The organism is Actinospica robiniae DSM 44927 (genome assembly GCF_000504285.1).
Classification (GTDB): Bacteria; Actinomycetota; Actinomycetes; order Streptomycetales; family Catenulisporaceae; genus Actinospica; species Actinospica robiniae.
Map to the genome: position 1 here is coordinate 3,798,810 of NZ_KI632511.1, position 17,934 is coordinate 3,816,743.

The window sequence follows — 17,934 nt, forward strand, 5'->3', positions numbered from 1 at the left end:
TGAGTTACCCGGAACCTGCGATATACGTGGTCTGTGATCAACGGTGGGTGGCGACGCAGACGGAATCAGGACACGGAATTGAACGTGTCCGGATCGAAACCCCTGCGCTCGTTGCGGTTCAAGCCGGTGATGGCGGCCATGTCCTGGTCGGAGAGCTCGAAGTCGAACAGCTCGAAGTTCTCCCTGACCCGCTGCGGCGTCACCGACTTCGGGAAGACGATGTCGCCACGCTGGATGTGCCAGCGCAAGACGACCTGCGCGGGCGTGCGCCCAACCCGCTCGGCCACGGATTTCACCGCCGGATCGCCGAGCACGGCGCCCTGGGCGATCGGAGACCAGGCTTCGGTGGCGATCCCGTGGTCCGCGTTGAACGTGCGGACCTCGTCCTGCGTCAAATACGGATGGACCTCGATCTGGTTGACCGCCGGAACCAGTTTGGACTGCTCGAGCAGCCGCTCTAGGTGTGCGGGCTGGAAGTTCGACACACCCACCGCCTTCGCCCGGCGAACGATCTCGGGCACGTTGCTCACAGCGCTACTCCTCCTCGAGGTCGGCGCACGACAAGCACGCCGCCGACGGACGGATCTACGCGGCTTCGGGTTACCTCTCTGCCCGAACATAAGCGCCGCGGCGCCCGAGCGCCGCGCCGTTGCGCGCCGAGTGGGCACCGTTGGGCCTTTCGGGCGAACCTGAGGGGAACCGGACTCGCACGCCACTCGCGCCAGTCGGATCGGTCAGCGGCTGAGTAGAGCGCCGCCGTTCACGCTGATCACCTGGCCTGTGATGAACGAAGCCTCGGCGGAAGCGAGGAAGAACACCGCTGCGGCGACGTCCTCCGGACGCCCGGCCCGGCCCACCAGGGTCTGCGCCACCAGTTGTTCGTGGCGGGCGGACCGACCACGTTCGTTGAAGAACTCGGTGTCCTCGACGTAGCCGGGCGCGACCGTGTTGACCGTGATCCCGTCAGGCCCGCCCCGCGCTGCCAGACCGAACCCCCAGGCCGCCACCGCGGCCTTGGCAGCCCCATACGCGTCGCCGCCTCCGCGCTGCCCGGCGATCGACCCGATGCTCACCACGCGGCCGCCCGGCCGGCGCAGCGAAGGCCACAGGGCCTCGGTCAGCATCATCGGCGCGAGGAGGTTGGACTCGAGGGTCCGGTCCCACGCCTCGAACGCACCGGTCAGCCCGGGCTGTTCGTCCTTGACCACGCCACCCGCGCTGTTCACCAGCACGTCGACGGTGCGCCCGCCGAGGACCTCCGCCACCCGCAGCACGTCCTGTGCCGCCGAGAGGTCGGCGGTCAACGGCGTCACGGCGCCCGACGGATACCGCGCCGCGACCTGCTCGAGCGGTTCCGGTCTGCGTCCCAGCACGATCACCTCGTCGCCGGCGTCGGCGAAGCGCTCCGCGATCGCTCGTCCGATGCCGGTTCCGCCGCCGGTCACCACCGCAAGTCTGGCCATCGTCATCTCCCCCATCGGGTCCCGCCGCGAGTCATCGAAGCCGTGTGGGATTACGACGCTCGACACACGGCGTGCCACGTGTAGGATCGGCTCTGGTAGTGGAACCAAGGTTCGGGTTCCAGTTAGAACTCTACCGGAACTCAAGTTCCACTTGTCAAGGGTCAATCCCGACCGCGGAGGGGCGACCGCGGTCAGGTCGGATATGGATCGCGAAGGGAAGACGATCTATGCGTGCTGACGCACAACACAACAAGGAGCTCGCGACGGCTGCGGCCAGGGCGTTGTTCTCGGAGAAGGGCGAGGCGCTGCAGATGGACGACGTGGCCGCCCGCGCCGGAATCGGCGTGGCCACCGTCTACCGCGTGTTCGGATCCAAGGAATCCCTGCTCAGTCACGTCGCCAGCGCCTCGCTGAACGAATGCCTCGAGCAGGCCGAGGCCGTATACCGGCAGAAGGGCGACGACGCGATCGCGCTCGACGCGTTGCTGCGCTCGATCGCCCGGATGCTCTCGGCCGACGCGGGCCTGCGCAGCATGATCGCGAAGCTGCCCTCCGCGCAACGGCCCGGATCGAACCCCGAGCTGCTCGAACGCTTCACCGGCTTCCACGCCCGCGCCGTCGCAAACGGCGCCATCCGCCCCGACGTCACCGAGGCGGACGTGCGGGCGATCATCTGCGGCATGAGCGCGGCGATCGGTTACGGGGCATCCCCCGAACTGATCGCCGACGCGGCGCTCCACGGCATCGGCGGCCACGCCGGACAGCCCGCGTGACGATACCGGCGGCGAGCGCGACCCGCGCGCCGCGGGCGTCGATACGAGGATCTTGGCGCACCCTGCGCGGGTGTCGGGGAGTACCTTCGAAGCAGCAGGTACCCGCCGGGCAGGCTGGGCGATCTGCCCGATCGAGACGAGGCCGGATGTGAAGCTCAAGCTCGACCTGCACGCGATCTACAACAACGGAGCCGAGATCGACCGGGCCCTGGATGCGATCATCGCCGAGGCCATCGCCAAGAAGGCCCCTCTGGTGGAGATCATCCCCGGCAAAGGCTCGGGGCAGCTGAAGAAGCGCGTGCTGCGCTACCTCGACCGCAAAGACGTCAAGGCGCTCTATCACCGTGTGGAGAAGGATTCCGACAACTTCGGACGCGTGTTCGTGCACTTCCAGCACGGCAAGACGAAGCGTTGACATGGGCTTCCGCGTCGCCTGACTCCTCGTAAACTCGGGCGGGGAACCCGTGCGCGAATCAGAGCACGGACGCCGCCGCGGATGCTGCCTCGGACACCGCGGCCGCGGCACGCCGGTCGCGTCCGGTCAGCTTCCAGGCGGCCAGACGACCGGCCACCGCCGGACGCGGGGGGAACACGCCGAGCTGGCCGAGCATGGTGACATCGTCGCGCACCGCCTCGTGCCCCACGACCTTCCCGTTCCGCACGGTCAGCACATGGATCTGCTCGAAGTCGATCTCGCGCCCGGTCGGCGGTACGGCCTTGTCGAGCTTCCCGTCGCGGAAGAGGACGAACGGCCCGACGTGCCGCCCCTGCATCCGCAGCCGCACGAACACCCGCCCCTGCTCCTCGTCCACGCCGGTCCCGAGGATCGGGAACCTCAAGTCCGCGAACGCCGACCGCATCCACGCGCCCGACGCGAGCACGCCTGCCGGCCCGGGCAGAGCGGCCGCGCCGGGAGCGTTGACCGCCTCCCGGTTGTGGAACGCCTCGCCCACGACGTCGGCGGCGAGCGCCGCGTCGCCGGTCTCCAGAACCTTGAAGAGGGATATCGCACTGTCGGTGGCGGTGGTAGCCATGGCTTGCTCCCAGGTGAGTCGGCGGTCGCTAGTCGGTCGTGTCGGGCCGCAGGTGGCGGGGGCCGGGCTGCGGCGCACAATTAAGGTAACACAGCGCCTATTTAATCTATTCCGCGTGACTCCAAGACGTCGCGCGGGTAAACTGGCGGCCATGTCGACCCGTCGGCCCTACGCCTCCCCCCTGCGCGAGAAGGCCGCCGCCCAGACCCGCGAATCGATCCTGCTCGCCGCCGCCGACCTGTTCGGCAGCCGCGGCTACGGCCTGGTCACCATCGCCGACATCGCGTCCGCCGCGGGCGTCTCACCCAAAACCGTCTTCGCCAGCGTCGGCAGCAAGCGCGAGATCATGGACCGCGTCGTCGACCGCGGAATCGACGAGTCCCGCTACGAGCAGGCCATGCAACGCCTCCTCAACCTGCATGACCCGTACGAGATCATCGAGGCTCTCTCGGCAGGCACCCGCCTGGGCAACCAGTCCCAACTCGCCGTGCATGAAGCTATACGGATGGCCTTGCCCGTCCACGAGGACGGCGCAGCCCTCTGGGAACGTGCGACCCGCGACTACCGCGCGGCCATGCACGCGGCGGCGCAGCACCTCCACACGCTCACACCGCCCCCGCGCTACCCGGCGAAGGAAACCGCCGATCTCCTCTGGTCCTGGTTCGGCCCGGCCGGCTGGCGCGCTCTCGTCGTCGAGGGCGGCTGGACCTGGGACCGCGCCGAAGCAGTGCTGCGCGAGAACGCCTTCGCCGGGCTCTACAACCCGGTCCATCACCAGTAGCGCATGGCTTCTCAGGCGCAGCGTCAGCCGCCGGTGTGGAAAACGGGCCAGCACACCTCGGTGAGCCACTGCGCTTCGTCGGCCGTGTCATGCATTCCGACGGTGTAGTACTCGCGCAACGGCCCGGCTACGGCCAGGGCATTGCGTGCGACATGCGTGGCGAGCAGCCCGTAGGAACGGTCGACCTCGCTGAGCGGGCCGACGTGTTCGATCACGGCGAGTTCAACCGCCGGGATCGTCGCGGAGACGACCCGCCCCAACGGGCGGACCGGCCGCTCGCAGGGCACGAACACGGTCGCCTCGCCGCGGTGCTCGGTGAATATCTCGTCGGCGTACACGCCGCCGGCGCGGCCCGTGGCCGGGATCCGCTGCGCGTCGAGGGTCGCGTACAACTCGCCCAGGGCACCCCGGAACCACGCGGCCGCGTCCGCGACGTCGACGGTCGCCGTGATCGCGGCCGAGAGCGTGGGCTGCTTCTTGAGCAACTCGATGCGCACCTCCTGTCCGTCCCGCGTGGCAGGCGGCTCCAGCAGCCGTCGCAGGGTGCTGACGGCACGCTGGGTGCGCCCGAGCTCGTCCTCCAGGCGTTCGAGGTGGTTGGCGATGCGGGCGTTGCGCGTGGCCAGGTCCGAGGCGCTGATGATCTCGCGGATCTCCTCCAGCGGCATCTCCAGCGCCCGGAATCGCCCGATCACCTGCGCCGCCGGGATCTGGTCGACCGTGTAGCGCCGGTAGCCGGTCTGTGGATCCACCTCGACGGGTTCGAGCAGGCCCAACTGGTGGTAGTGGCGCAGCATCTTGACGCTCAGGTGTGTCGCACGGGAGAAGTCCCCGATGGACAAGACCGCAGGATCGTTCGCGCTCATCCCGCTATTCTCGCTCCTCCCACTGACGCAGGGTTCTGCGCCACGCCCTGTCCATCCCTCCCACAAAGGCAGGGTTTCGTGTCCAGGCGCGGCTTGACCCTGCCCCGACGGCACGCCCGAGGCTGTGACCACGGCCGAAGCGCCGGGATCGACACCGAGAAGGGAACATCACCATGGAGCACACTGAGTTCGTCTCCGAGCAGAACGCCGTCCTGCAGCGCTATCTGGCCATCTGGAACGTCTCCGACGACGCGCAGCGGCGCGCGGCGGTCGCCGAACTCTGGTCGGGCGACGGTGTGGAGTTCGTCGACGGTACGCGCTTCGAAGGACGCGCGAGCCTGGCCGAGCGAGTCAGGGAGGCGCACGAGGCGTTCATCGCAAGCGGGGTGTACGTCGTGGGTTGGGACGAGGACCTGAGCGTGCACGACGACATGCTCCGCTTCACCATCCACCTGGCCGATCCCGCCCAGCAGGGCGAGAGCGCCTGGGCTGCCAGGGTCTTCCTCCTGCTCGACGACGACGGGCTCGTCCAGCAGTCCTACCAACTGGTGATCAAGCCGCTGCCGACCGAGTGACGGGAAGCGTCGGCGATCCGGCGATCCGGAAGCCGGCGAGCACGAAGGCGACCCGCGTTACCAGAGCTCCAAGACCACACGATCGTCGGATTCCTCACCACCAGGGCCGTGGGCCTGAATGATCTCGATGAAGCGGTCGAAAAGCGTCTCCCCCTCGCCGCGTTTCGCAAGGGCCAGTTCGTCCAGCACCCGCTGACGGTTGCTCGGGTGGCAGTGTGGAAGAACCTGCTGCTCATACCACGCGGCGGTCGCCTCCCACCCGAGCACGTGGCGCGATCGCGCCGAGTTGAGCCAGCGCAGGACGAACCCACCCACAGGCGTGCCGAAGCCTCCGCGCAAGATGTCGTTGAACGCATCGAGATTTCCACGCCACGTGTAGTGGCACAGCAGCTTCGAGAACTCCCTGGCGAAGCCCTCCAGATCGTCGAACTGGCTGCCGTCGATGGTCAACACCGGAAGATTCGCGGAAGACATGCGGTGATCCTAGGCCAGTCCGCGGCGGCGGGCCGCTAAAGCGGTTCGTGGTACCACCGGCGATGCACCCAGGGCTCGACGAGCAGCACACCGCCCGAAGCCAGCAAGGTTCCAGCCCAGACCAGCCAACGGTGCGAGTCATGCAGCGCGAGGGCCGCGGCGGCCAGGACGACGAGCGGGCGAGCGAGTGTGAAGGGCCCGAGGCCGACCAGGATCACGAACGTGCTCTCCCGCATCGGCAAGAGCCAGTACCCGGCCAAGGACACCACCACCGCGGCCGCGAAAGGCATCAACACCATGAGCATGCGGTGGCCCGCCTGGACCAGTGCGTCATATGCGTGCCCTGCGTCATGCGTGCCCAGGAGGCCGATCCCGAGCACAGCGGCGACGACGGCGAGCGAAGCGGCACCGATGGCCAGACCGCGCACTGCGGCACGAAGGTTGTACCGCCGCTTTTCGATCCGGGCGTTGCGGCCGGTCGCTGCGCGGAACCCGGCGAAGGCCGCGTCTACCAGTGCCACCGCCGCGAGCGCGACGGGTACGGCGACGTGGTCGAACTGTCCGGCGTGCACAGCGGCGCTCATGTGGCTGCCCGCAGGCTCGGGACCGGGTCATCGGTACCGTGGAGCGCGCGAGCGCGGCGGCCGAGCAACCGGCGCAGAGCAGGGGACAGCTCCGGCCGGATACCGACCACCGGGCGCATGGCCGCACAGAACGGATTGGTGTGCCGGATCGGTGCGAAAAGGAAGATGTCCATCGTCCCGACTTGGCCGGCGGCGGTCACCAGGGTCCGGTCGCCGTGCGCGCGGCGGGCCGAGTTGACCCCGTCGTGCCGACCCAGCAGTTCGCGCATCCGGGCGCGGTGGAAGACCCACGCGCCGGCCGGGGCCAGACGGGTCGCGGCGATGTCGTAGTGGATGAATCCGGCTGTTCCCGGCCGATCCTGGGCCCGGAAGAAGTCGCCGAGTTCGTCGACCGGGAAATGGTGCAGGACGCCGGAGGAGATGTAGACGGTCGCGTCCTCCGCCAGCGCGAAGGCGTCGGCGCACGCGAAGCCGCACGGCAGCCCTTCGTCGAGGGCGAGCCTGGACGCCTCCGCGATCAGGACCGGGTTCTGATCGACCCCGAGCAGTTCGACGTCCGCGCCAAGGACGCGGGTCGTGGCGAGCCAACGGATCACGTACCCGATGCCGCAGCCGATGTCCACGACCCGAAGCCGCCGGAAGCCGGCCGACCGCGCGGCGTCGAGCATGGGCCTGAGCAGCTCGACGAACCGCTCAGCCATGTGCAGTTCCTCGGCCAGGCGCTGCAGTTCGGTGTGCACCCGCACAAGCAGGCGATCCACCGACTCCGGCTCCAGAACCCCGCTCGTGGCGGGCATCCGCTCCACGATCCTCGCCGCCCGGTGGTCTCCGGCAGCACGTAGGCGCCCGGTGACGTCGGCGACGGCGATCGGCTGCCGGGCCCCCGTGCCGGGGTCCCAGGCGGCGATCAGGTCGGAGATCTCCAGCACGGCCACGCGCCGAACCGTAGCCGGGGCCAAGGTCCGGGGCAACACCGCCGACGGTCCGGGGCCGGTCGGGCCGTGCGTGTGGTCAGTGTTCCTATCGGTGGTGGGGGTTGATGTGCCGCCCCGGATCTCAGCGATGCTCGGCCATTTCGGGCTCGGACTCCCTCGTGCCTACTGCTCCGGTGCGCAGGATTCCTGCGGCGACAGCAGCGATCACGAGTAGCAGGGCAGGAAGCAGGAAGGTGTAGTTGAGTGCGGTCAGGCGGGTGAGCCAGCCGATGACCGCGGGTCCGGCGAGCATGCCGATGTAGCCGAGGCCTGCGACGCGTGAGACGTTGGTGCCGGCGGATGCCGGGTCGCTGTGTCCGGCGGCGCTGAACAGTTGCGGCACACACCCGGACAGGCCGATCCCGAAGATCGCCCACCCGGCGAGCGCCGTCGCGAGCCCTGGGGCTATGGCCACGATCACAAAGCCGGCCGCGCCGAGGGCGGCGCCGTAACGCAGCACGGCCGCGGGCCCGATCCGGGCGCAGACGCGGTCGGCGAGCAGGCGGCCGATGGTCATGGCCGCGGCGTAGGTGCCGTAGGCGAAGGCGGCCGTGCTCGCGCCGGCGCCTAGGACGTTTTTCGCGTCCAGTGCGCTCCAGTCGTTGGCGACTCCTTCGCACAGCATGCACGCGAAGGCGAGGGCCGCGAGGATCCAGATCCGTTTCGGGGCGCGGCGTTTGGCCGACGCGTCGCGCGGGACTTCGGCTTCGGGGATGGCCGATTCGGGCTCGGGCACGGGCACGACTGCGGCGGTGGCGGTGGCGGTGGCGGTGATGGTGGGTGAGCCGGGCAGCAGGCTGCGTGCCGGGAGCAGCGCGATCACGACCCCGACCGCCCCGGCTGTGCCGAGGGTGGTGGCCGAGCTCAGGCCGGCGCTGGTGGCCCTCGCGCCGATGAGCGCGGCGATGACGCCGCCGACGGAGAAGGTGGCGTGGAACGTGGACATGATCGGCCGGCCGTACGCCTTCTCCACGTGGACGGCGTGGGCGTTCATGCTCACGTCCAGGCTGCCGTTGCCGAAGCCGAACGCGAGCAGCGCGCCCGCCAGCTCCCACGGGTTGCGGGCCAGGCCCGGCAGCACGAGCGTCGCCCCGCACAGCACGCCCGCGGCGGGGACGACGATACGGGTGCCCCAGCGGTCGGCGAGGCGTCCGGCGACCTGCATGCCGAGGAACGCGCCGAGCCCGAGCAGCACCAGCAGGCTGCCGAGGGTGGAGTGGCTGATGCCGACGTGCTTTTCGACGGTGGGGATCTGTACCAGCCACAGGCCCATGAGCGTGCCGACCAGCACGAAGTAGACGATGGTCGCCGCGCGGGCGGCTTGAAGCGAACGTTCCATGCAACCCACCATAACGAACAGTCTCGATGTTCGAAAGACGATACTTCGAACAACTTGCATGTTCGATTGCTGGTGGTGTTCAATCGCGGTATGAGCAGCAACGCCGAGCGTCACCGGCAGATCGCCCGGGCCGTCAAGCAGGCGGGCAGCGCCACCGTGCCGGAACTGGCCGAGCTCACCGGCGCATCGGAGATGACCATCCGCCGCGACCTCGACACCCTCGCCGCCCAAGGCGCCCTCGAACGCGTGCGCGGCGGCGCACGCACGCTGCTGCTGCGCGGCGAGGAACCGCCCTTCGCGCTGCGCACCCACGAAGCACTCGACGCCAAGCGCGCCATCGCCGCCGAGGTCGCCACGCTCATCGCCGACGGCGAGACCGTCCTGCTTGACAGCGGCACCACCTGCTTGGAGATCGCTCGCCTTCTGCGGGGACGGCCCGTCACCGTCATGCCGCTCTCACTCCAAGCCATCCACACCCTCAGCGAGACCCCGAGCCCGACCAGGCTTCTGGTACCCGGGGGCGCACCCCGGACCGCTGAAGGCGCGTTGACCGGACCACTCACTCTCGCCTCCCTCGCCGCCCTGCGCTTCGACACCGCGATCCTCGGCTGCTGCGGCCTGAGCGCCGCCGAAGGCTTGACCGCCTACGACCTCGACGACGCCGCCGTGAAGAAAGCCGCCATCGCCTCAAGCCGGCGCATCATCGCCGCCGCCGACGGCAGCAAACTCGCCCGCACCGCATGGGCTCACGTCGCCGCCTCCACCCTGATCCACACCCTCGTCACCGACCACGCCGCGCCCGCGGACGAGGTAGCAGCCCTCGAAGGCGCCGGCACCATCGTCAAAACCGTCTGACATACAGCCGAACCTCGACGACGGACAAGTGCGGCACCGTGGGTATCAGTCTCCGGCGTCGACAACGCGTGGCGATTTAGCCCGCTGGGCCGCATACCGGGCCGCCCTGCGAAGCGCGCGGTCCGATGGAGCCGACTCTCGGGCGAGGCTCGGCAGCACCGGCCGTCCGCGACAGAACTCGCAGACATCATCGAGGGCTCCGTTCACGCCCTCAAACCACTCGTCGCACCACGCACACAATGTGGCGTCGAAGCGCTCCGAGTAGTCCTTGTCTCTTCCGCATCGATGGCATGCGCCGAGGCGCCGCCGTTCGGGCCTCAGTGCCCCTGGCCGCCTACGCGGCATCCGCCCTTCGGTTCGCAATCATGACGCACAGTCTGGCCTGCCTCGGCGCGGCAATCAATGTGGGCTTCACCCCGCTGCGGCCCACGTCGCGCTTGCAGCACGACACACCAGCCACAGCGCCTCCACCTGGGCACAGACTCGCCCGAATTGGGGGGTACTGGCGGTTACTCCCAGAGAGACACGACAACGGCGTACTGTCGAACTATGGGCGTAAACAGGCGAGATGCCATCCGCGGTTTTCTGACCACGCGGCGCGCCAGGGTCAGCCCTGAACAAGTCGGCCTGCCCGGCCACGGCGATCGGCGCGTGCCCGGCCTCCGCCGGGAAGAGGTCGCCATGCTCGCCGACGTGAGTGTCGATTACTACATCCGTCTCGAGAGAGGCAATGCCCGCGGAGTCTCCGACAACGTGCTCAATGCCCTGTCCGACGGATTGCGGCTCAGCACGGCGGAGCGCGACTACCTATTCGACCTGGTGCGTTCTCCCGACGACATCACGGACGCCAAAGACACTCAGCCGCTTGAGGAGGTGAGCCACGGCATTCGGCGCGTGCTCGAGACGATCGGCGCGGCCCCGGCATACGTGCGCAACGCACGCCTCGACCTACTCGCCGCCAACCGGCTCGGCCAGGCGCTCTTCGAGCCCGTGTTCAAGAATCCCGCGCGGCCCGCCAACCTCGCCCGTTTCACCTTCCTCGACCCGGCCGCCCGGCAGTTCTTCCGAAACTGGGAGTCCATCGCCTCCGATTACGTCGCCCTGCTGCGAGCCGAGGCCGGGCGCAGCCCTGCGGACCACGTGCTGTCCGAGCTCATCGGCGAACTGTCCGCGGACAGTCAGGCGTTCCGAAGCCGGTGGCCGGCCCACAACGTCCAGGCCTCGTGCTCGGGCGCGAAGGAGGTGCACCACCCGCTCGTCGGCGACCTCAGCTTGACCTTCGAAGCGCTCGACGTGGCCGACCAGCCGGGACTCAGGCTCAACGTGTACACGGCCGAACCGGGATCGCCCGCGCAGAACGCTCTAGACCTGCTCGCTAGTCGGCTGGCGAGTCAGGACCCGGTGAACGCACGTCGAGCCGACACCGCACCGTGACCGCACTAACCGCACGATCCGCACAACATCGAGGGCCCACACCTCGATGCGAGGATTGCCGCTCTACATCGAATGTCGAACTCTCTCATGGACGCCGTACCGCCGGATCTGGAACTCGTGCGCGCCGCCCAGGCCGGCGATGTCACATCCCTCGGACTCTTGCTAGCCAAGCACCGCAGCAGCATGTACGCCGTCGCAGTGGCGGCACTGGGTTCGCCGAATGACGCCGAGGATGCCGTGCAGGACGCCGCGATCGTCGCCCTCGGCAATATCAGGAGCCTCAGAGACCCGGCAGCTGTCGGCCCGTGGCTGCGCATGGTGGTGCGCAACATCTGTCGAGCCGCGCTGCGAAAGCCCTCCGCGATCCCTGCCGCCGAATTGCCCGAGCCCCTCATGGGCAACGGACCGCGCAGTGCGCCCGACCCGGCCGAAGTGCTCGGAAATCACGCCCTCGGTGACTGGGTCCGGACCGCACTCGAGGACTTGTCTCCGGGGTTGAGGCTGGTGGCACTGCTGCGCTACTTCACGGATGTCACCTCGTATGAGGAGATCGCGGAGCTGTGCGCCATACCGGTCGGCACGGTGCGCAGCAGACTCAACCAGGCCCGCCGGAAGCTGGCCGAGGCACTGCTGAAGACGGCTGACCGGCCCCATTGCGACGCGAGGGCGCTGACGGCAGTGCACCGCAGGCTCGCCGAGGAGACGGTGGCGTCAGTCCACCGGGGCGGCCGCGCCGAAGCCCTCTCGACCTTGTGGTCACCGACCGCGCAGGTCACCTGGCCCACCGGCCAGAGCACGGATATCAAGCATCTGAGTGACTCGCTCGCCCGCGATGCCTCTTACGGCGTACGCCACCAGATCTTGAACGTCGTGGCCAGCCGCGAAGTGGTCATCTGGGAAGCGGCGTTGCACAGCCCGGCTGCCTTCCCCTTCCCCTTCCCGTCCGGACTGGTCTGGGTCCACCATCTCGATCGCGGCCGGATCAACCGGGTGCGCCTCTACCACCCGCGGTCCCCGCGTTGAGATCCGGCGGGGCGGACGGCGAAGGGATGGGCGGCACGCGAGAGCGCGCCGGAGACCACGGGACAATCAGTGCCATGAAGATACTCATGCCGCTGCCCGACCGAGACTTCGACGTCACCGAGGTGGCGGTGCCCTGGCACCTGGCCCGCGCAGCAGGGCACGAGGTCGTCTTCGCCACCGAGACCGGAACCGCCGGCCCGGTACCCACCGCCGATCCCCGCTTGATCGACGGCGTCATCTTCGGCCGCCTCGGCGCCTCGCTGGAGCCGATCGCCTGGTATCGAGACCTGACGGAGGATCGGCACTTCCAGACGCCCGAGCGGTGGTCCGACATAGGGCGCGTTTAAGAAGTGGCGTAGTGTTCGTGGGGCGTGGTGGACTTCGTGGTGTGGCCGGCCGCTTCGCGTCGCCCGGTTCTTCTGTCCACCCGCCCACCCGTTGCATTGGCGGGGCGGGCTGCGGTTTCAAGACGAAAACCGCCGCTGGCAGGCCCTTCCCTCGGAGAGATTGCCGAGGTCTGTGGGGTGCTGGCGTTGGCGGGGCGGGCTGAGGTTCGGGGTGGTCGGGTGCCGGGGGCGTGCTCTCTCCTCGGCCGGGCACCAGAGGCAATCAGGAACCTGCCGGGAGGTCAAGCGGCGGAGGTCTCCGTTGATGCTCGATCTTGCATCGCGCCGCTTGACCTCCCGGCAGAACCCTGATCGGGCTTCGCCTGCCCGACCGAGGAGAGAGCCCACCCCCTGAGGGGATCGGTGCGAGCTGCGCTCGGGCGGAGTCCCGGCCCGCGGCCCGGCCGCGCTCGATCCGGAAGAATCCTGCATCGCCGTTCTGGGCCGCTGTCTTCTTCTCTACTCCTTCAACGCCGGGGAGAGCGCCCGAGTGCCCGGAAATCTCCATGATTTTGCTTTTCCAGTGAAAGGCCGGGTTCACGGTTTTTGTCGGTGGTGGCATCTAGCATGGAAGAGTACGAGGGTCGGGGCTTGTGACGGGAGGGTGGTGGACGAGATGGCCCGGCGGATGACGTCAGGGGTGTGGCCGAAAGCGGTGCAGGATTTCCCCTCGGCGTGCGACCGGGCCACGCGATCCCGTGTAGTGAGTGAGCACCGGGTGGATCGGACCAGGGCGATGCAGAATCCTTCCGCACCGAACGCGGCTGGCGCTGCGGGAATCTGCAGCGAGGTCTGGGATCGAGGTGGAGCCCAGGGCGATGTGAGATTTCACATCACGCGCGACCAAGGCACCGACCCTTCGCGCCGATCGGGAACCGGGACGGTCGGATCACAGTGATGCAGAATCCTTCCGCATCAAGCGCGACCGGGCCACGCGCCGAGACTCGGCCCGAGCGCAGCTCAGACCCCTCCCCAGGGGGTGGGCTCTCTCCTCGGTCGGGCAGGCGAAGCCCGATCAGGGTTCTGCCGGGAGGTCAAGCGGCGCCATGCAAGATCCAGCATCAACGGAGGCCGTCCGCCGCTTGACCTCCCGACAGGTTCCTGATTGCCTCCGGGGACCGACCGAGGAGAGAGCACGCCCCCGGCACCCGACCACCCCGAACCCCAGCCCGCCCCACCAACGACAGCAACCACACGACCCCGGCACTCTCTCCGAGAGAAGGGCCCCCGCCGGAGGCGAGATCTTGAAACCCCAGCCCGCCCCGCCAACGCAACGGGCGGGCAGGGTGGGCAAGCGAAACCGTGGGCGGAGCGAAGCGGCCGCCCACACCCGGACAAGTACCCCGACCCGACCGGCCACCACCTCCCACCAACACTCAGCCGATCATCAAATCGCTCCAGATCCGCTGAGGTTCGACGGCCTCGTGTTGCCCGGCGGGCACGCGCCGGGCATGCGGCAGTACCTCGGCTCGCCGGAACTGCGCGAGAAAGTCGCAGAGTTCTGGAGTACCGGCCGGCCGGTCGGTGCCATCTGCCACGGCGTGCTCACGATGACGGCGCGTGGCACCGCAACCGACGACTCCCCCGCTTTCGTGGTCGTAGACGGCTCTTATGTCTCCGCCCGCTGGCCCGGCGACGCTTACCTGTTCGCGAACAGATTCCTCGCCCGCCTCGCCTCGGGCACGGAGAGCTGAGGCGACTGACCCCGGCCAGTGACGTCAGAGCTCGGTCAGTACTTTGAGGCTTCTTCGCGCGGCCATGTTCAGCCGTCAGCCTGCGCCGACCGCTGCATCTCGCGCCAGGATGCCTCCTGCTCGCCCAGGCCGACGGTCTGGAATCGGGCACTGAGGTCGGCGAGCTGCTCGGGCGTCGCGTTCAGGCCCAGTCGGCCCAGCTCGAGGAAGAACTCTTCATTGCCGGCGGGCGAGCTGACGAAGAGCACGCGCCCGCCGGTCGGGGTGGTGAACGTGTGCTGGCTTCCACGGGGGACGACGACGACCGTGCCGGGCCCGCCGGAGAATTCGGCGTCGCCGACGCGGAAGTCGTAGTGCCCTTCGATGATGTAGAGGATCTTCATGAAGCCGTTGTGAGCGTGCGGAGGATTGTCCTTGATGACGTCGTGCGTGAACACGAACGCCCCGAGGGCGTTGTCCACGTCGGTGCCACGGACGACCACTTCCAGCCAGTGCGGACCTCCCGTCTCGACGCGGGTGCCCTCCCCCGGGGCGATTGCCCAACCGTCTGTGCCCCAGCTACTCATATGAACCCCAAATCGTCGGTGCGAAGCCGTGCTTCTTCAGGCTTCTTCGGCTTCTTCTCGTGCGGTGGTCGCACTGCCATCCACACGATGCGGCGCGGGACGCGAAAGTTCGATCGCGCGACGATCCTCTCCGCGAACCACGTCAGGACGGCACCGACCAGGCCGGTGAGAAAATCCGACACCGGCTTCGAACTTCGTGGAATCCCGCCGCATCATGCAGTCATGAAGGCAACAGACAACGACCGCCCGCGGGGCTCGGTGATGCCGGAACCACACCTCGAGACCCGGTTCATCGAGGTCGACGGCGTCCGGCAGGCCTATCGGGTCGCGGGTGAGGGGCCGGTGTGCCTGGTGCACTCCGGAGGCCCCGGCGGCCACTCCGACCACCTGAGGTTCCCGGCCCTGCACGAACACATGACCATGGTCTACCTCGACCCGGTCGGCTCGGGCGAGAGCGATCTCCTGCCCGACGGGGACTACTCGATGTCCCGTTACGGAGACTTCGCCGCGGCGGTGCTCGACGAACTCGGCGCGCAGACGGCGTATTTCCTCGGTCACTCGCACGGGGGCTTCGTCGCCCTTCAGTTCGGCATAGACCGCCCCGAACGGCTCCGCGGTCTGATCCTTCACTCCACCGCACCCGTGAACGCGCCGTTGCTGATGGAGAACGCGACCCGGGAGATGGCGGCCTTCGTCGAGCGCTGGCCCTCTCGCCCCGAGGCGGTCGACGCGGGACTGGCGTGGAAGGAGATGCGGGCGCAGGAGGCCGCGCCGGTCGAGAAGCCGGCCGACGACCTGGCCGACGCGTCGGAAGCCAAGGAACGTTATTTCGCTCGTGTCCTGCCGGCCTACTTCGCGGATTTCCGCAAGACGGTCGCCGACCTCGGCACCACACCCGTCCTCCGGTACACGGTCGACCCCAACCGCCTTCCGGTCATCTGGGACGTACGGAACCTGCTGCACACGATTCAGGCCCCGACGCTGGTGATCGCCGGTGCCTACGACTTCATCTGCGCGCCGGTCTACGCCCGCACGATCGCCGCCGGATTGCCGAACGCACGGTTGCTCGAGTTGCCCGAGAGCGGTCACTTCGGCCATATCGAGCAACCCGGCGACTTCGTCACCGCAGTCCTCGAATTCACTCGCGCAACCGAGCTCGCCGGCGGAGCGAGGGCAGCGGAGACGCTTCCACCCGATGTCGGCTGGACCGGCCTGCTCACCGCCCACATGCGGGCACTCGAAGCTCGCCACAAGTCCCCGCTCTTCAACGATCCCCTGGCGAAGACGGTTGTCGACCTCGTCCACCGGGCGACCCGGACTGATCCGGACGTCGCGCTGCCCACGGGTCCCGCACCCGGCAACACTGCCGAGCTCACGGAGACGTGGTACATGCTCTCGACGTACATCGGCGTGCGGACCCGTTACTACGATGAGCGGATGCGAGCCGCGGCCGCCGAGGGCGTCCGGCAGTTCGTCATCCTGGCGGCGGGCCTCGACTCACGTGCCCTTCGCCTCGGCCTGCCCGCCGACGCGGTCGTGTACGAGGTGGACACCGAGCCGGTGCTGCGCTTCAAGGAATCGGTGCTGGACGCGGCGGGCCTGAAGAAGGCCGGCTGCGAGCGCAGGCCGGTCGTGGCGGATCTGCGAGGCCCCTGGGCCGCGGCCGTCTCGGCTGAGGGCTTCGACCCTCGACAGCCGACGATGTGGCTCATCGAGGGCCTCTTCATGTACGTCTCGGCCGAAGGGTGCGAGCACGTGCTCAAGACCGTGACGGACCTGAGCGCCGCCGGCAGCCACGTGGCCCTGGAGTACTTCGAGCCGATTCCACGTGCGGACGACGTGTCCACGGTCAACGCCGCCGAACGCGCGGTCATCGAGCGGATCGTCAGCTTCTTCCAGAGCGGGCCGCCACTTCCGCCCGAGCGATGGCTGGCCACCCACGGGTGGGGATCCGAGGTCACGACGATCGCCAGGGAGATCGCCGGCCACGGCCGGAGGATCCCGGAGATGTTCCAGAACGGACGTCCCCACGAGGTCGGCCTCTGGCTGGCGCACGGACGGCTGGAATCCTCCCGCACCGAACGGGCCGCGGCCAGCAGATAGAGGGCCCTGATATTCACGACGCGGAGGCCGCGCCGTGCACCTGCGGGGCGGGTTTCAACCCGCCCCGTTTCGATCGAACTTCCGCGACCACCGTCGCATCTTGGGGGTGTGAGCGCCTGCCACCCTCCGCAAGAGAACGAAAGTTGAGATTGCCATGACCACCACCAACGTGCCGCTCGGGCTTGCCGAACAGACCGAGATCAAGGCGTACACGGATTTCGTCGCCGGCGCGCCGGCGTCCGTCCGGGAAGCGCTCGGGATCGGCTCGGTCGAAATCGGTTCGGCGCGGGCCATCGCGGTGCGAGGAGACTCGACCGGATTCTTCAACCGTGCCGGTGGATTCAGCCCCGAATATCCGATCGATGCGGACGTCGTAGCGCGGACGATCGATTTCTACCGTGAGAAGCAGCTGTCCTCAGGCGCGTTCATGGTCGCGCCGCCAGTCCTCCCGACGGATTGGACCTCGATCGCCGCGAAGTACGACCTCGTCGAGGGCACTCGTTACGTCAAGCTCGCCTGCGATGTCGAGTCCGCCGTGGCTACGACAGACGTCCTCGGGCCGCTGGATCCGAAGCTGCACATCGGTCTCGTCGAGTCCCGTCAAGCGCGCGAGTGGGCGAGCGCGATGATGCCGGCGCTCGGATTCGCGCCTGAGCTGATCGATGTGGCCGAGGCGTGTGTAGGCCGGCCCGGCTGGCGCCAGTTCGCCGCCTGGGAGGGCGAGCGGATCGTCGGAGTCGGCAGCATCTTCGTGAACGGCGAGTGCGCGAACATGATGGGCGGGGCCACCCTCGAGGGCTGGCGCGGCCGCGGCGTCCAGACGGCACTGCTCGCCGCACGTATCCGAGCCGCGCACGCCGCCGGATGCCGATGGATGGTGGCCGAAGCATTCGCGGAAGCACCCGGCCAGCACAACTCCTCGCTGCACAACATGCTCCGCTCCGGCTTCGAGCGCCTCTACGACCGGGTCGCCTGGGTCTGGAACGCGTAACCGCCGCCCATCGTAGGCC

The 17,934-nt window shown here is 68.6% G+C and carries 19 protein-coding genes and 1 pseudogene; 11 read left to right on the top strand and 9 right to left on the bottom strand.

Annotated features, from left to right (window positions below):
* Positions 1-65: 65 nt before the first annotated feature.
* Positions 66-503: pseudogene (locus ACTRO_RS16045) on the bottom strand (aldo/keto reductase); the annotation flags it as partial.
* Positions 504-734: 231 nt separating this feature from the next.
* Positions 735-1,478 carry an SDR family oxidoreductase gene (locus ACTRO_RS16050; protein ID WP_034263887.1) on the bottom strand — a complete coding sequence of 248 codons (744 nt, stop codon included), beginning with the start codon at positions 1,476-1,478 and terminating at the stop codon, positions 735-737.
* A 212-nt stretch (positions 1,479-1,690) separates the two neighbouring features.
* Here ACTRO_RS16050 and ACTRO_RS16055 point away from each other — a divergent pair, with 212 nt between their 5' ends.
* Both ACTRO_RS16055 and ACTRO_RS16060 read left to right on the top strand, forming a co-directional pair.
* A complete protein-coding gene (locus ACTRO_RS16055) occupies positions 1,691-2,236 on the top strand; it encodes a TetR/AcrR family transcriptional regulator (protein WP_034263889.1) in 546 nt (181 codons plus the stop codon).
* Between the two features lie 148 nt (positions 2,237-2,384).
* The gene (locus ACTRO_RS16060) at positions 2,385-2,651 is read left to right on the top strand and encodes a Smr/MutS family protein (protein ID WP_034263891.1); all 267 of its coding nucleotides are present in this window, start codon (positions 2,385-2,387) and stop codon (positions 2,649-2,651) included.
* Between the two features lie 58 nt (positions 2,652-2,709).
* Here ACTRO_RS16060 and ACTRO_RS16065 read toward each other — a convergent pair whose 3' ends face one another.
* Positions 2,710-3,270 carry an ester cyclase gene (locus ACTRO_RS16065; RefSeq protein ID WP_034263892.1) on the bottom strand — a complete coding sequence of 187 codons (561 nt, stop codon included), beginning with the start codon at positions 3,268-3,270 and terminating at the stop codon, positions 2,710-2,712.
* A gap of 151 nt (positions 3,271-3,421) precedes the next feature.
* Here ACTRO_RS16065 and ACTRO_RS16070 point away from each other — a divergent pair, with 151 nt between their 5' ends.
* Entirely contained in the window at positions 3,422-4,051 is a 630-nt protein-coding gene (locus ACTRO_RS16070) for a TetR/AcrR family transcriptional regulator (RefSeq protein ID WP_034263894.1), read from the top strand.
* A 23-nt stretch (positions 4,052-4,074) separates the two neighbouring features.
* Here ACTRO_RS16070 and ACTRO_RS16075 read toward each other — a convergent pair whose 3' ends face one another.
* Positions 4,075-4,917 carry a MerR family transcriptional regulator gene (locus ACTRO_RS16075; RefSeq protein ID WP_034263895.1) on the bottom strand — a complete coding sequence of 281 codons (843 nt, stop codon included), beginning with the start codon at positions 4,915-4,917 and terminating at the stop codon, positions 4,075-4,077.
* Positions 4,918-5,090: 173 nt separating this feature from the next.
* Here ACTRO_RS16075 and ACTRO_RS16080 point away from each other — a divergent pair, with 173 nt between their 5' ends.
* A complete protein-coding gene (locus ACTRO_RS16080) occupies positions 5,091-5,492 on the top strand; it encodes a hypothetical protein (RefSeq protein WP_034263898.1) in 402 nt (133 codons plus the stop codon).
* Between the two features lie 57 nt (positions 5,493-5,549).
* Here the strand turns inward: ACTRO_RS16080 and ACTRO_RS16085 are convergent, their stop codons facing one another.
* The 4 genes from ACTRO_RS16085 to ACTRO_RS16100 form a co-directional block, all read right to left on the bottom strand.
* Positions 5,550-5,966, bottom strand: a complete 417-nt coding sequence (locus tag ACTRO_RS16085) for a barstar family protein (RefSeq protein WP_034263900.1) — start codon at positions 5,964-5,966, stop codon at positions 5,550-5,552.
* 35 nt (positions 5,967-6,001) lie between these two features.
* Positions 6,002-6,538: a hypothetical protein gene (locus ACTRO_RS16090; RefSeq protein ID WP_245594391.1), complete on the bottom strand. Its 537-nt coding sequence runs from the start codon at positions 6,536-6,538 to the stop codon at positions 6,002-6,004.
* A gap of 8 nt (positions 6,539-6,546) precedes the next feature.
* Positions 6,547-7,485 carry a class I SAM-dependent methyltransferase gene (locus ACTRO_RS16095; protein ID WP_034263902.1) on the bottom strand — a complete coding sequence of 313 codons (939 nt, stop codon included), beginning with the start codon at positions 7,483-7,485 and terminating at the stop codon, positions 6,547-6,549.
* Positions 7,486-7,606: 121 nt separating this feature from the next.
* Positions 7,607-8,863, bottom strand: coding sequence for an MFS transporter (locus ACTRO_RS16100; RefSeq protein ID WP_034263904.1), 1,257 nt, complete (start codon positions 8,861-8,863; stop codon positions 7,607-7,609).
* A 90-nt stretch (positions 8,864-8,953) separates the two neighbouring features.
* On the opposite strand from ACTRO_RS16100, the gene ACTRO_RS16105 reads away from it, so the two are divergent.
* From ACTRO_RS16105 to ACTRO_RS51425, 5 genes are all read left to right on the top strand, one after another.
* Positions 8,954-9,718: a DeoR/GlpR family DNA-binding transcription regulator gene (locus tag ACTRO_RS16105; protein ID WP_034275101.1), complete on the top strand. Its 765-nt coding sequence runs from the start codon at positions 8,954-8,956 to the stop codon at positions 9,716-9,718.
* A 549-nt stretch (positions 9,719-10,267) separates the two neighbouring features.
* On the top strand, positions 10,268-11,152 hold the full coding sequence (locus tag ACTRO_RS16110) for a helix-turn-helix domain-containing protein (protein ID WP_034263906.1): 885 nt from the start codon (positions 10,268-10,270) through the stop codon (positions 11,150-11,152).
* Between the two features lie 87 nt (positions 11,153-11,239).
* Positions 11,240-12,175 carry an RNA polymerase sigma factor gene (locus ACTRO_RS16115; protein WP_034263907.1) on the top strand — a complete coding sequence of 312 codons (936 nt, stop codon included), beginning with the start codon at positions 11,240-11,242 and terminating at the stop codon, positions 12,173-12,175.
* 74 nt (positions 12,176-12,249) lie between these two features.
* Positions 12,250-12,522: a type 1 glutamine amidotransferase domain-containing protein gene (locus ACTRO_RS16120; protein ID WP_034263909.1), complete on the top strand. Its 273-nt coding sequence runs from the start codon at positions 12,250-12,252 to the stop codon at positions 12,520-12,522.
* A gap of 1,085 nt (positions 12,523-13,607) precedes the next feature.
* Positions 13,608-14,255: a DJ-1/PfpI family protein gene (locus ACTRO_RS51425; protein ID WP_084316300.1), complete on the top strand. Its 648-nt coding sequence runs from the start codon at positions 13,608-13,610 to the stop codon at positions 14,253-14,255.
* A gap of 68 nt (positions 14,256-14,323) precedes the next feature.
* Here ACTRO_RS51425 and ACTRO_RS43405 read toward each other — a convergent pair whose 3' ends face one another.
* The gene (locus tag ACTRO_RS43405) at positions 14,324-14,821 is read right to left on the bottom strand and encodes a cupin domain-containing protein (protein ID WP_084316301.1); all 498 of its coding nucleotides are present in this window, start codon (positions 14,819-14,821) and stop codon (positions 14,324-14,326) included.
* A 222-nt stretch (positions 14,822-15,043) separates the two neighbouring features.
* Between ACTRO_RS43405 and ACTRO_RS45730 the strand changes: the two genes are divergently transcribed.
* Both ACTRO_RS45730 and ACTRO_RS16145 read left to right on the top strand, forming a co-directional pair.
* Positions 15,044-16,924: an SAM-dependent methyltransferase gene (locus ACTRO_RS45730; protein ID WP_051450925.1), complete on the top strand. Its 1,881-nt coding sequence runs from the start codon at positions 15,044-15,046 to the stop codon at positions 16,922-16,924.
* Positions 16,925-17,078: 154 nt separating this feature from the next.
* A complete protein-coding gene (locus tag ACTRO_RS16145) occupies positions 17,079-17,915 on the top strand; it encodes a GNAT family N-acetyltransferase (RefSeq protein ID WP_034263911.1) in 837 nt (278 codons plus the stop codon).
* The last annotated feature ends 19 nt before the right edge of the window (positions 17,916-17,934 follow it).